This window comes from Streptomyces daqingensis (assembly GCF_014645895.1).
GTDB lineage: Bacteria > Actinomycetota > Actinomycetes > Streptomycetales > Streptomycetaceae > Streptomyces > Streptomyces daqingensis.
This window is the reverse complement of record NZ_BMMP01000011.1, coordinates 68,045-80,447: the sequence shown is the minus strand read 5'-3', so window position 1 is coordinate 80,447 and position 12,403 is coordinate 68,045. Positions and strand designations below refer to the sequence as shown.

Genomic DNA, 12,403 nt, shown 5'->3' with positions numbered 1-12,403 from the left:
GCACGCGGCGGCTGACGGGGACCGCCGCCCGGCGGTCCCCGCCCGCCTCAGCCCAGGGCCTTCTGCAGTGCCTGACGCAGGTCCGCCAGCAGGTCCTCCGCCGACTCGATGCCGACCGAGAGCCGGATCAGGTCGGAGGGGACCTCCAGTGCCGATCCCGCCGCCGACGCGTGCGTCATGCGTGCCGGGTGCTCGATCAGCGACTCGACGCCGCCGAGCGACTCCCCGAGCGTGAACAGCTCGGTGCTGTCGCACACGCGCACGGCCGCCTCCTCGCCGTCCGCCAAGCGGAAGGAGACCATCCCGCCGAAGGCGCGCATCTGCTTCGCGGCGGTCTCGTGCCCCGGATGGGAGGGGAGCCCCGGGTAGTACACCTGGGTCACCTTGGGGTGCGCGGTGAGCATCTCGGCGACGCGGGTCGCGTTGGCGCTGTGCCGGTCCATCCGTACGGCCAGCGTCTTCGTCCCGCGCATCACCAGCCAGGAGTCGAAGGGGCCGGCCACGGCGCCCATGGCGTTCTGGTGGAAGGCGATCTCCGCCGCCAGTTCCGCCTCGTCGACGACGAGGGCGCCGCCGACCACGTCGGAGTGCCCGCCCATGTACTTCGTCGTCGAGTGCACGACGACGTCCGCGCCCAGGCCGAGCGGCTGCTGCAGGTACGGGCTGGCGAAGGTGTTGTCGACGACCAGCCGGGCCCCCGCACCGTGTGCGACCTCGGCGAGCGCCGTGATGTCGCTGATGCCGAGGAGGGGGTTGGAGGGCGTCTCGATCCACACGGCCTTCGTGCGGTCTCGGAGCGCGGCGCGTACCGCGGCGGGGTCGGAGGAGTCGGCGACCGACCACTCCACGCCCCACCGCTCGGCGACCCGCGCGAAGAGGCGGAAGGTGCCCCCGTAGGCGTCGTTGGGGATGACGACGTGGTCGCCCGGCACGAGCAGCGTCCGCAGGAGGCAGTCCTCCGCGGCCATGCCGGAGGCGAAGGCGAAGCCGTTGCGCCCGCCTTCCAGCGCGGCCAGGTTCTGCTCCAGGGCGGTGCGGGTGGGGTTCGCGGAGCGGCTGTACTCGTAGCCGCCGCGGAGCCCCCCGACCCCGTCCTGCTTGTACGTGGACACCTGGTAGATGGGCGGCACGACCGCCCCGGTGGCGGGGTCCGCGGTCTGCCCCGCATGGATCGCGAGGGTCTCGAAGTTCTGGGGCGTCGGCCCGTCGAGGTGCTGGTCGGTCATGGGGCGAAGGGTAATGCGCCGTACGGTGGAGGCGGAGCGGCTACGACGAACCGCGTCCTCCGAGCGCCGCCTCAAACGCGGCACACGCGTACTCACGGGGAGAAACGCACCCATGGAAGCCCTGCTCGTACTCGTTGCACTGACCGCCATCTTCGGCGTCCTCGTCGCACCCGCGATACGCCGGCGCCGGCAGCGGCTGGAGGGCGCCCAGGGCTACGCCCGGGCCCTCGACCCCGGCGGCGGCTACGGATTCGTGCCCGCGGAGCACCTCGACGTGCGGCTGCCCGGCCCGGACGAGGAGCTCGTCGAAGCGCTGGAGGAGACCCAGCGCACCCAGGACTGGCAGCCCGTCGCCCGCATGCTCGCGCTCACCGGCGACGAGTGGGAGCTGCGCTGGCAGCGGGTGCAGTCGCTGGCGGGCGCCGCCGCGATGGAGCTGGCGCGGGCCCGGGAGCTGGGCGTGCCGGACGCCCCCGCGGGTGACGCGAGCGGCGGTGTCTCCTTCCGCAAGGACGCCGCCGCGAGGGACGCGCGCTGGCTGCGCGAGTGGCGTACGCAGCAGGCGGACGACGCGGGCGGGGCGGAGGTGTACGCGCAGTTCCTCGTCTGGCAGGCGCTGACGGACCCCTCGTCCACGGACCACCGCATCATCCTGGAGGAGGCGCGCACCGTCTGCGAGGAGGCGGTCAGGCTGGCCCCCGCCGACCCCACGCCGCACATCACCGAACTGTTCATCGCCCGCCGTCTCTCGTACCGGCGGGCGGACTTCGAGGAGCTGTGGGCCACGGTGCGGCGGAAGGCGCCGCACCACATGGGCGCGCACCTGGCGGCGCTGCCCTACTGGTCGGAGAAGGGGTGCGGTTCCCGCGCCGAGGCCGACGCCTTCGCGCAGGCTGCCGCCGCCCGGGCTCCCGAGGGCACTCTCCTGCCCGCGCTGCCGCTCTTCGCGGTGTACGAGCACCTGCCGGAGGTCAACGTCGTGCGGGGGCTGTACCAGAGCGAGGAGGTCGAGAAGGCCGTGGAGGCGGCGGAGTACGCCGTCGACCAGGTGGAGGACCGTCACCCGGTACGGGCGCACGTCCTGCACATGCTCGTCTGCTTCCTCGTACGCGCCGAGCGGTACGGCGAGGCGATGGAGGCGCTGCGCGTGGTGGACGGCTACGTCGGGGCGATGCCGTGGGCCGACTCGGGCGACCCGGCCCAGCACTACGCGGCGTACCGCGCGCTGGCGGTGGCGGGCTGGGAGGCGTCGGGCGGCGCGCACGCGCAGCTCTGACCGGGCGCCGGCCCGCGGGGGAGGAGACGCGGGCGGCCGGGGCGGCACGCGCGGACGTGCGTCGTGCACGATGGAGGGATGGCTAACCGACTCGCGGACGAGACCAGCCCCTACCTGCTGCAGCACGCGGAGAACCCCGTCGACTGGTGGCCCTGGTCGGAGGAGGCGTTCGCCGAGGCCCGCAGGCGCGGCGTGCCGGTGCTGCTGAGCGTCGGGTACGCGAGCTGCCACTGGTGCCACGTCATGGCGCACGAGAGCTTCGAGGACGAGGCGACCGCCGAGTACCTCAACGAGCACTTCGTCTCCGTGAAGGTCGACCGCGAGGAGCGTCCCGACGTCGACTCGGTCTACATGGAGGCCGTGCAGGCGGCCACCGGCCAGGGCGGCTGGCCCATGACGGTCTTCCTCAACCCCGAGGCCGAGCCCTTCTACTTCGGTACGTACTTCCCGCCGGCGCCCCGGCACGGGATGCCCTCGTTCCGGCAGGTGCTGGAGGGCGTCGCGACGGCGTGGGCCGACCGGCGGGAGGAGGTCGCCGACGTCGCCGGGCGCATCGCGCGGGACCTCGCGAACCGCGGGATCCGCTACGAGCAGCCGGAGCCTCCGGGACCGGAGGAACTGGCGGGCGCGCTGCTGGAGTTGACCCGCGAATTCGACTCCTCGCGCGGCGGGTTCGGCGGGGCGCCGAAGTTCCCGCCCTCCATGGCGCTGGAGTTCCTGCTCCGCCACCACGCGCGCACCGGTGCGGAGGGGGCGCTGGAGATGGCCGAGCGCACCTGCGAGGCCATGGCGCGCGGCGGCGTCTACGACCAGCTCGCCGGGGGCTTCGCCCGCTACTCCGTCGACGCCGGCTGGGTCGTGCCGCACTTCGAGAAGATGCTCTACGACAACGCGCTGCTGTGCCGCGTCTACGCCCACGTCTGGCGGGCCACCGGTTCGGAGCTGGCGCGCCGCGTCGCGCTGGAGACCGCGGACTTCATGGTGCGCGAACTGGGCACCGCGCAGGGCGGTTTCGCCTCGGCTCTGGACGCCGACAGCGACGACGGGAGCGGCCGCCACCGCGAGGGCGCGTACTACGTGTGGACGCCCGCGGAGCTGAGCGAGGTGCTCGGCGAGGAGGACGCCCGTTGGGCCGCGGAACGCTACGGAGTGACGCAGCAGGGCACCTTCGAGGAGGGCGCCTCGGTACTCCAGCTCCCCGCGGGAGAGGGGGAGCCGGGCGGTGACGACGACGGGCAGCGGGCCGCGTCCGTACGGGAGCGGCTGCTGCGCGCCCGTGAGGAGCGCCCCCGGCCCGAGCGCGACGACAAGGTCGTGGCCGCCTGGAACGGCATGGCCGTCGCCGCCCTCGCGGAAACCGGCGCCTACTTCGGACGCCCCGACCTCGTCGACGCCGCCGCCGCGGCGGCACGCCTGCTCACGGAGGTGCACATGAACGGGGACGGCCGCCTCGTACGCACCTCGCGCGACGGGACGGCCGGTCCGAGCGCGGGAGTCCTGGAGGACTACGCCGATGTGGCGGAAGGCCTGATGAGCCTCTACTCCGTGACGGGCGAGGCGAGTCGGCTGGAGCGCGCGGGCGTGCTGCTGGAGACGGTGCTCGTCCACTTCACGGCGCCCGACGGCACGCTCTACGACACGGCGGACGACGCCGAGGTCCTCATCCGCCGCCCCCAGGACCCCACCGACAGCGCGACCCCGTCGGGCTGGACGGCCGCCGCGCAGGCCCTGCTCTCCTACGCCGCCTTCACCGGCAGCAGCCGCCACCGGGAGGCCGCGGAACGGGCGTTGGGCATCGTGCGGGCACTGGCGGCCCGCGCGCCCCGCTTCATCGGCTGGGGCCTCGCCGCGGCGGAGGCCGCTCTCGACGGCCCCCGCGAGGTCGCCGTGGTCGGGCCGGGCACGGACACCGTCACCTCGGAGCTGCACCGGACGGCCCTGCTGTCCACCGCTCCCGGCGCGGTCGTCGCGCTCGGCGAGCCCAACTCCCCGGCCGCGCTGGACGTTCCGCTGCTGCGGGACCGTCCGCTGCTGGACGGCAGGCCGACGGCCTACGTCTGCCGCAACTTCACGTGCGACGCCCCGACCTCGGACCAGGCGGTGCTGGAGCGGGCCCTGCGGGAGTGAGACGCCGCGGCGGGACGGGCACACCGTCCCGTGCGGCCCGGCCCCTGCCCCGGGGTGAGCAATAACACGAGGCGCAGCACCGGACCCGCCCGTATGGTGGCGATATGCAGGTGATCCAGTCGACGAAGCTCGCCAACGTCTGTTACGAGATCCGCGGTCCGGTTCTTGAGGAGGCGACACGGCTGGAGGCGGCGGGTCACCGCATCCTCAAGCTCAACACCGGCAACCCCGCGGCCTTCGGGTTCGAGTGCCCGCCGGAGATCCTCGAGGACATGGTCCGCAACGTGGGCGAGGCCCACGGCTACGGGGACGCGAAGGGGCTGCTCTCCGCCCGCCGCGCGGTGATGCAGCACTACCAGACGCAGGGCGTCGAACTGTCGGTCGAGGACATCTACCTCGGCAACGGCGTCTCCGAGCTGATCCAGATGTCGATGCAGGCCCTGCTCGACGACGGCGACGAGGTGCTCGTCCCCGCACCGGACTACCCGCTGTGGACGGCCTCCGTCTCGCTGTCCGGCGGTACGGCCGTGCACTACCGCTGCGACGAGCAGTCCGACTGGATGCCGGACCTGGCCGATGTGGAGCGCAAGGTCACCGACCGGACGAAGGCGCTCGTCGTCATCAACCCGAACAACCCGACGGGTGCGGTCTACGACGAGGAGATGCTCCGCGGCCTCACCGACATCGCCCGCCGGCACGGCCTCATCGTCTACTCGGACGAGATCTACGACAAGATCCTCTACGACGGCGCGACGCACACGCCGACCACGGTCGTCGCCCCCGACCTGCTCACCGTCACCTTCAACGGCCTGTCGAAGGCGTACCGAGTGGCCGGCTACCGCAGCGGCTGGATGGCCGTCTGCGGTCCGAAGCACCACGCCCAGAGCTACATCGAGGGCCTCACGATCCTGGCCAACATGCGGCTGTGCGCGAACATGCCCGCGCAGCACGCCGTGGCCGCGGCGCTCGGAGGGCGCCAGTCGATCAAGGACCTCGTCCTGCCCGGCGGGCGGCTCCTGGAGCAGCGCGACACCGTCCACGAGCTGCTGACGCAGATCCCGGGCGTGACCTGCGTGAAGCCGAAGGGCGCCATCTACGCCTTCCCCCGGCTCGACCCGAAGGTCTACAAGATCAAGGACGACCGGGAGATGGTGCTCGACCTGCTCCGGGCCGAGCAGATCATGATCGTCCACGGCACGGGCTTCAACTGGCCTGAACCGGACCACTTCCGCATCGTCAACCTGCCGCCCGTCGACGAACTGGAGGACGCGGTCACCCGTATCGGCGCCTTCCTCGACGGGTACGGGCAGCCGTAGCGGCGGGAAGCACGCCGCGCCGCCGGCACCGTCTGCTGCGCGGTCGCGGCGCCGCGCAGGGTGCGCCCGTTCCCGCCGACCGGGCCACCGGCGAGCTGTGCCGCGGGGGCACACCGGTCACACGGTGAGTGACGCCCCAGGTGAAGGGGTCGTTCCGCGCTGCCCGCCTGCCTGTGCGCTGTGCCGGACGGGGCGGGGCCCCTCTGCGTGTGGGTCGCGTGGCCGTGGTTCCCGGAGGTGTACGAGCGAACCCGCGATGGCGAGTCGACGCCGTTGTGCGCGCTGCGCCCCTGGTCGCGGCGGCATCCCCGAAAAGCGCGTCAGCCTTTCATGTACATGGCTCAACTTTAGACCTGGTCCAAGTTAGGATAGTTTTCTGGCCACGTCACCCAGGAGGCCGATCATGTACGAACCGATCCGCGCCAAGTCGGTGCACTCCATGGCTGCCGACGCGGATTTCCCGCACCGTACGCGGGCCGAGGAGCTGCAGATCCGGCTGGCAGGGCACCTCACTGCTCTGCTCACGGTGACGGACGAGCTGCGTGCCCTCACGCCGAGCTCCGAACTGGACGAGGCGAGCGCGGAGTTGGCGGAGCAGGTGACCCGCCTCCGGGACGGCGCCGCACCGCTGCGCGCGGCCCCGTCCGTGCGCGTGGCCGACCCCGAGCACATCGACTCGCTCCACCACCGGGCGCACACCCTCGCCGGGCACGCGGTCGTGATCGCCACGTACCGGGACGACGAGGAAGCCGTCCGCCTGGCCACCGAGTGCCGGGACAGGCACGCCTCGGCGCTCGGGCTCACGGCCGCCTGACCGGCCGGGACGGACGGCTGCCGCCGTTCCCCACACCGCACACGACGCCCTCCCCCGGCCGGCACTCTCGCGGGCCGGGGGAGGGCGTCAAGTCCGGGCGTCAGCCCAGGCGTTCGACCAGGGCGTGGTACTCGTCCCACAGCTCCTTCGGTGTGTGGTCGCCGAAGGTGTTGAGGTGGTCGGGCACGAGCGCCGCCTCCTCGCGCCACACCTCCTTGTCGACCTTCAGGACGAAGTCGAGCTCCTCGTCGGAGAGTTCGAGGCCGTCCCGGTCGAGGGACTCCTTCGTCGGCAGCACGCCGATGGGCGTCTCGACGCCCTCGGCCTCGCCGTTGAGCCGCTGCACGATCCACTTCAGGACGCGGCTGTTCTCACCGAAGCCCGGCCAGACGAACTTGCCGTCCTCGTCCTTCTTGAACCAGTTGACGTAGTAGATCTTCGGCAGCTTGGCCTGGTCGGCGTTCTTCCCGACCTTCACCCAGTGGGCGAAGTAGTCGCCCATGTTGTAGCCGCAGAAGGGCAGCATGGCGAAGGGGTCGCGGCGGAGCTCGCCGACCTTGCCCTCGGCGGCGGCCGTCTTCTCGCTGGCCACGTTCGCGCCCAGGAAGACGCCGTGCTGCCAGCTCAGGGACTCCGTCACCAGCGGGACGGCCGTCGCGCGGCGTCCGCCGAAGAGGATCGCCGAGATGGGGACGCCCTTCGGGTCCTCCCACTCCGGCGCGATGATCGGGCACTGGCCGGCCGGGACGGTGAAGCGGGCGTTGGGGTGGGCCGCCGGGGTTCCGGACTCGGGCGTCCAGTCGTTGCCCTTCCAGTCCGTCAGGTGGGCGGGCGCCTCCTCCGTCATGCCCTCCCACCACACGTCGCCGTCGTCGGTGAGGGCGACGTTGGTGAAGACGGAGTTGCCCCAGAGGGTCTTCATCGCGTTGGCGTTGGTGTGCTCGCCGGTGCCGGGGGCGACGCCGAAGAAGCCCGCCTCGGGGTTGATGGCGTAGAGCCGTCCGTCCTCGCCGAAGCGCATCCAGGCGATGTCGTCGCCGATGGTCTCGACCGTCCAGCCCTTGATCGTGGGCTCCAGCATGGCCAGGTTCGTCTTGCCGCAGGCCGAAGGGAACGCGGCGGCCACGTACTTGGCCTCACCGCGCGGCGGCGTCAGCTTGAGGACGAGCATGTGCTCGGCGAGCCAGCCCTCGTCGCGCGCCATGACGGAGGCGATGCGCAGGGCGTAGCACTTCTTGCCCAGCAGGGCGTTGCCGCCGTAGCCGGAGCCGAAGGACCAGATCTCGCGGGTCTCGGGGAAGTGGGAGATGTACTTGGTGCTGTTGCACGGCCACGGCACGTCCTGCTCGCCCGGTGCCAGCGGGGCGCCGACGCTGTGCACGGCCTTCACGAAGAAGCCGTCCTCACCCAGCTCGTCGAGGACCGGCTGTCCCATGCGGGTCATGGTGCGCATGGCGACGGCGACGTAGGCGGAGTCGGTGATCTCGACGCCCAGCGCGGAGAGCGGGGAGCCGAGCGGGCCCATGCAGAAGGGGACGACGTACATCGTGCGGCCGCGCATGCAGCCGCGGAAGAGTCCTGCCTCGCCGTCCTCGCCCTGGAAGAGGGCCCGCATCTCGTCGGGGGCCTTCCAGTGGTTGGTCGGGCCGGCGTCCTCCTCCTTCTCGGAGCAGATGAACGTGCGGTCCTCGACGCGGGCGACGTCGGTCGGGTCGGAGGCGGCGTAGTAAGAGTGCGGCCGCTTCACCGGGTCGAGTTTGGTGAACGTGCCCTTCTCCACGAGCTCTTCGCACAGGCGCTCGTACTCGGATTCAGAGCCGTTGCACCAGACGATCCGCTCGGGTTCGGTCAGGGCGGCGATCTCCTCGACCCAGGAGACCAGCTCCTGGTGGCGGGTCGGAACGGTGTTGATGACAGGAGCCGCAGAACTGCGCGCCACGATCTCTCCAGACTGTGAGGGTTCGTGCGGATCGTGCACATCGATCCGCTGATGGTCTGACTCGTCTCTTCTGCCCCTTGGGGGCCGCGGCCCGGATGCGTTCGTGGCGGGTGCTGCTGTGCTGGTGCGTGCGGCTCGCTCATCCGGTGCCACCCTTGCTCCTCTGAGCATGGGAGCGTATCGGCTGCATGTCCAGATGGAAAGGATGTGTCCATCGCCACTCGATCGACCGGCTTCGGTGTTCAACCGGCCATTCGTGGGTTACGGCCCCGTAGCTACGATGGGCCGTATGACTGACGCCTCCCGGCCGGACCAGCACGTGAGCTCGACGGGCCTCACGGACGGCACCGGCGGGTCCGAGCAGCGGGACCATGCCGGCTCGTCCGCCGCCGCCACCCTCGAATCGGCCGCGGCGTCCGTCACTTCGGCGGCCGCGGCGCTGCCCGCGTACATCAAGCCGCGGCTCCGCGGCTGGCTGCACGCCGGGATGTTCCCCGCCGTCCTCGCCGCCGGCGTCTTCCTGACAGCGCTGGCCGACAGCACCCGCGGCCGCATCGCGTGCGCGGTCTACACGCTCACGGCCTGCCTTCTCTTCGGGGTCAGCGCGCTGTACCACCGGGGCGACTGGGGGCCGCGCGCCCACGCCGTGCTGCGGCGCCTCGACCACGCCAACATCTTCCTGATCATCGCCGGCACCTACACGCCGCTCACGATCCTGCTGCTGCCCGGAAGCCACAGTGCCCCGCTGCTGTGGGGCGTGTGGGGTGCCGCCGTGCTCGGCATAGCCTTCCGCGTCTTCTGGGTCGGCGCCCCGCGGTGGCTCTACACGCCCTGCTACATCGCGATGGGCTGGGCGGCCGTCTTCTACCTGCCGGACTTCCTGCGCGAGGGGGGCATCGCCGTGCTCGTCTGCGTCGTCGTGGGCGGGCTGCTCTACAGCGCGGGGGGCGTCGTCTACGGCATCAAGCGGCCGAACCCGTCGCCGCGCTGGTTCGGATTCCACGAGGTGTTCCACTCGTTGACGCTCGCGGCCTTCGCGGTGCACTACGTGGGGATCTCGCTGGTCGCGTACCAGCACGCATAGCGGCGCGGCCGCGTAGCAGCACGACCGCGGACCGCTCGACTGCGGGACCGCGAACCAGCTTCATCACTCGTTCCGCAACACCCCGGGGCCACCGGGCAGGGCTCGGAGGCTTCCTGCGGGAGGCCACGTGAGCAGCGAGAACGCAACTTCGACAGGGCCCGCGGGGACGGCTACCTTCACGTGGTCTTCGGCGACCGCCCCCGGCCGCACGGGAGTCCGTCCAGGCTGAGCCGCCCGCGACGGGCCGGGCGGGCCGCGCCCCAGGGAGCTCCGTCCTCCCGTGCGCCGCCGAAGCGGCACCTCACCATGCACCCCGGCCCGGGAGAGACGTATGCCTCATGTCGCGCTGTACACGTTCGGAGTCCTCAAGTCGCCTCTCGCCGATCCCGCGCCTCTCACGCGCGAGTTCTACGACACCGGTGAGGCCGTCTACCGGAGGATGAGCCGGCAGCCGGGGTACATCGGCCGTGCCGAGACGGTGGAAGGCGAGCGGGGTGCGCTCTTCGAGGCGGACTGGGGCGCCTGGGGCGAGTTCGCCGTCCCGGCCTGGTACGGCAAGGGCCGTACGGCGGAGACGGCCGCCCTGGCCGGGACCCTCTCCCTCTGGACCGGCGTGCGCGCCGCCTTCGACGCCGTCTACACCGGTCTGCACGGTGAGGCGCTGAAGCGGCGTCACGACTGGTTCGAGGGGACGGGCCACCCGAACCACGTCCTCTGGTGGGTCTCCTGCGACGCGACCCCCACCTGGCACGACGGGGTGTCCAGGCTGGAGCACCTCCACGGCAACCGCCCCGCGCCGCACGCCTTCACGTTCCGGCAGCCGTTCACTCCGGAGGGAACTCCGGCCAGGACCAAGGGCGTCGGGCATCGGGTGGAGGAGCACCCGGCCTGCTGACAGGGAAGCCTGGACGACCACGACCCGGTGCGCCGTCCGGTGCCCCGGTCGCGTGACGGCGGACGGGATGCGCCCGCGCCGGGGCCGGCGAGGCGCCGCAGGTCAGGGCGTGCGGCGGACGGAGCGTCCGGCGAGGACGTCCGTGCGCCGGCCTTCGTCCATCACGAACCGGCCGTCGACCAGCACGTACGGGATGCCGACCGGCAGGGCCCGCGGGTTGTCGAACGTCGCGCCCGGCGCGACGGAATCGGCGTCGAAGAGGACGAGGTCCGCGCGGTAGCCCTCGCGGACGAGGCCGCGGTCGGGCAGACGCAGCCGGGCGGCCGCGCGCGAGGTGAGATGGGCGACGCACTCCTCCAGGGAGAGGATGCCCAACTCCCGTACGTAGCGCCCGAGGTACTGGGGAAAGGTGCCGTACGCCCGCGGGTGCGGTTTGTCGCCCTGCAGGATGCCGTCGCTGCCCGCGGTGTGCACCCGGTGCCGCATGATGTGCCGGACGTTCTCCTCGTGGCCGACGTGCTGGAGGATCGTCGTGCCCAGGCGGTCCTCGACCAGCAGCCGGCGTGCGGTGGTGAAGGCGTCCTCGCCACGCAACGCTGCCGACTCGGCCACCGTCCTGCCCACGTGACCGGAGAGGGCGGGGTCGGACACCCCGGAGATCTCGATCGTCGACCAGTCCATCGGTACGCCGTGGCATCCGTCGGCGCCCTCGACCTCCATGGTGTGCCGGATGCGTGCGCAGGTCCCGTCGTCGGCCAGGCGCTCCATGACCGCCTCGGGGCCGCCGGCACTGGCCCAGCTGGGCAGCATCGCCACGAGGGTCGTGCACCCCGGGGTGTACGGGTAGGTGTCGAGAGTGATGTCCGCGCCGCCGTCCAGGGCGCGGTCGAGGAGCGCGGTCAGCTCCGGCCCCCTGCCCTCGTTGACGCCGAAGTTCATGGTGGCGTGGGCGAGATGGAGGGCGCAGCCCGCGTCCCGGGAGAGGGCGACCATCTCCTCGTACGCCTGGAGCGCGTTCCTGCCGTAGGAGCGGTGGTGCGGGCAGTAGTAGCCGCCGTAGGAGGCCACCGTGCGGCACAGCTCGGTGAGTTCGGCGTCTGAGGCGTACATGCCGGGCGTGTAGGTGAGGCCCGAGGACATCCCGACGGCGCCCTGTTCGAGGCCCTCGGCGACGAGCCGGCGCATCGCGGCGGTCTCCTCCGCCGTCGCCGGCCGGTCGTCCCAGCCGACGGCGAGCATGCGGACGCTGCCCTGCGGTACGAGGTACGCCGCGTTGACGGCGGTGCCCTGGCGGTCGATGCGGTCCAGGTACTCGCCGACAGTGCGCCAGTCGAAGTCGACGTCGTCGCCGGGACCGTTCCAGCCGGCGATGGCGCTGCGCACCTCCGCCAGGGTGCGGTCGTCGACGGGGGCGTAGGAGAGCCCGTCCTGCCCGACGACTTCGAGGGTGACGCCCTGCGCGGCCTTGGCCGAGTGGTCGGGGTCGCGGAGGAGGGCGAGGTCGGAGTGGGCGTGCATGTCGATGAAGCCGGGCGCGAGGGTGAGGCCCGCGGCGTCGAGGGTGCGGCCGGTGCCCACCGGGCGCGGGCCGGTCCCCTCGGCGACGACGGCCGTGACGCGTCCCCCTTCGACGGCGACGTCCGCGCGGTAGGCGGGCTCGCCCGAGCCGTCGGCGACGGTGGCGTCGCGGATCAGCAGGCTGTCCATGGCTTCCCCTCCGGCTGTC

Annotated in this window: 9 protein-coding genes; 6 read left to right on the top strand and 3 right to left on the bottom strand. The window is 72.1% G+C overall.

Translation table 11 applies throughout. From position 1 onward, the window contains the following. Positions 1 to 47 precede the first annotated feature (47 nt). On the bottom strand, positions 48 to 1,226 hold the full coding sequence (locus tag IEY56_RS17445) for a cystathionine gamma-synthase (protein ID WP_189038144.1): 1,179 nt from the start codon (positions 1,224 to 1,226) through the stop codon (positions 48 to 50). 112 nt (positions 1,227 to 1,338) lie between these two features. Here IEY56_RS17445 and IEY56_RS17440 point away from each other — a divergent pair, with 112 nt between their 5' ends. From IEY56_RS17440 to IEY56_RS17425, 4 genes are all read left to right on the top strand, one after another. Next, on the top strand, positions 1,339 to 2,502 hold the full coding sequence (locus tag IEY56_RS17440; protein ID WP_189038143.1) for a hypothetical protein: 1,164 nt from the start codon (positions 1,339 to 1,341) through the stop codon (positions 2,500 to 2,502). A 78-nt stretch (positions 2,503 to 2,580) separates the two neighbouring features. Next, positions 2,581 to 4,629 carry a thioredoxin domain-containing protein gene (locus IEY56_RS17435; RefSeq protein ID WP_189038142.1) on the top strand — a complete coding sequence of 683 codons (2,049 nt, stop codon included), beginning with the start codon at positions 2,581 to 2,583 and terminating at the stop codon, positions 4,627 to 4,629. A gap of 104 nt (positions 4,630 to 4,733) precedes the next feature. Further along, positions 4,734 to 5,945: a pyridoxal phosphate-dependent aminotransferase gene (locus tag IEY56_RS17430; protein WP_189038141.1), complete on the top strand. Its 1,212-nt coding sequence runs from the start codon at positions 4,734 to 4,736 to the stop codon at positions 5,943 to 5,945. 403 nt (positions 5,946 to 6,348) lie between these two features. After that, positions 6,349 to 6,759, top strand: a complete 411-nt coding sequence (locus IEY56_RS17425; RefSeq protein WP_189038140.1) for an SCO4983 family protein — start codon at positions 6,349 to 6,351, stop codon at positions 6,757 to 6,759. Between the two features lie 100 nt (positions 6,760 to 6,859). Here IEY56_RS17425 and IEY56_RS17420 read toward each other — a convergent pair whose 3' ends face one another. Then, positions 6,860 to 8,698, bottom strand: coding sequence for a phosphoenolpyruvate carboxykinase (GTP) (locus tag IEY56_RS17420; RefSeq protein ID WP_189038139.1), 1,839 nt, complete (start codon positions 8,696 to 8,698; stop codon positions 6,860 to 6,862). 487 nt (positions 8,699 to 9,185) lie between these two features. Between IEY56_RS17420 and trhA the strand changes: the two genes are divergently transcribed. Together trhA and IEY56_RS17410 are read left to right on the top strand one after the other, a co-directional pair. After that, entirely contained in the window at positions 9,186 to 9,782 is a 597-nt protein-coding gene (gene trhA / locus IEY56_RS17415) for a PAQR family membrane homeostasis protein TrhA (protein ID WP_229711991.1), read from the top strand. 331 nt (positions 9,783 to 10,113) lie between these two features. Then, positions 10,114 to 10,677, top strand: a complete 564-nt coding sequence (locus IEY56_RS17410) for a DUF3291 domain-containing protein (RefSeq protein WP_189038137.1) — start codon at positions 10,114 to 10,116, stop codon at positions 10,675 to 10,677. Between the two features lie 102 nt (positions 10,678 to 10,779). Here the strand turns inward: IEY56_RS17410 and IEY56_RS17405 are convergent, their stop codons facing one another. Further along, positions 10,780 to 12,384, bottom strand: a complete 1,605-nt coding sequence (locus tag IEY56_RS17405) for an N-acyl-D-amino-acid deacylase family protein (protein WP_189038136.1) — start codon at positions 12,382 to 12,384, stop codon at positions 10,780 to 10,782. Positions 12,385 to 12,403: the final 19 nt, after the last annotated feature.

Coding starts and splice junctions, on each gene's coding strand:
- IEY56_RS17405 (WP_189038136.1), bottom strand. CDS start 12,384: ATGGACAGCCTGCTGATCCGCGACGCCACCGTCGCCGACGGCTCGGGC.
- IEY56_RS17410 (WP_189038137.1), top strand. CDS start 10,114: ATGCCTCATGTCGCGCTGTACACGTTCGGAGTCCTCAAGTCGCCTCTC.
- IEY56_RS17430 (WP_189038141.1), top strand. CDS start 4,734: ATGCAGGTGATCCAGTCGACGAAGCTCGCCAACGTCTGTTACGAGATC.
- trhA (WP_229711991.1), top strand. CDS start 9,186: ATGTTCCCCGCCGTCCTCGCCGCCGGCGTCTTCCTGACAGCGCTGGCC.
- IEY56_RS17440 (WP_189038143.1), top strand. CDS start 1,339: ATGGAAGCCCTGCTCGTACTCGTTGCACTGACCGCCATCTTCGGCGTC.
- IEY56_RS17445 (WP_189038144.1), bottom strand. CDS start 1,226: ATGACCGACCAGCACCTCGACGGGCCGACGCCCCAGAACTTCGAGACC.
- IEY56_RS17425 (WP_189038140.1), top strand. CDS start 6,349: ATGTACGAACCGATCCGCGCCAAGTCGGTGCACTCCATGGCTGCCGAC.
- IEY56_RS17435 (WP_189038142.1), top strand. CDS start 2,581: ATGGCTAACCGACTCGCGGACGAGACCAGCCCCTACCTGCTGCAGCAC.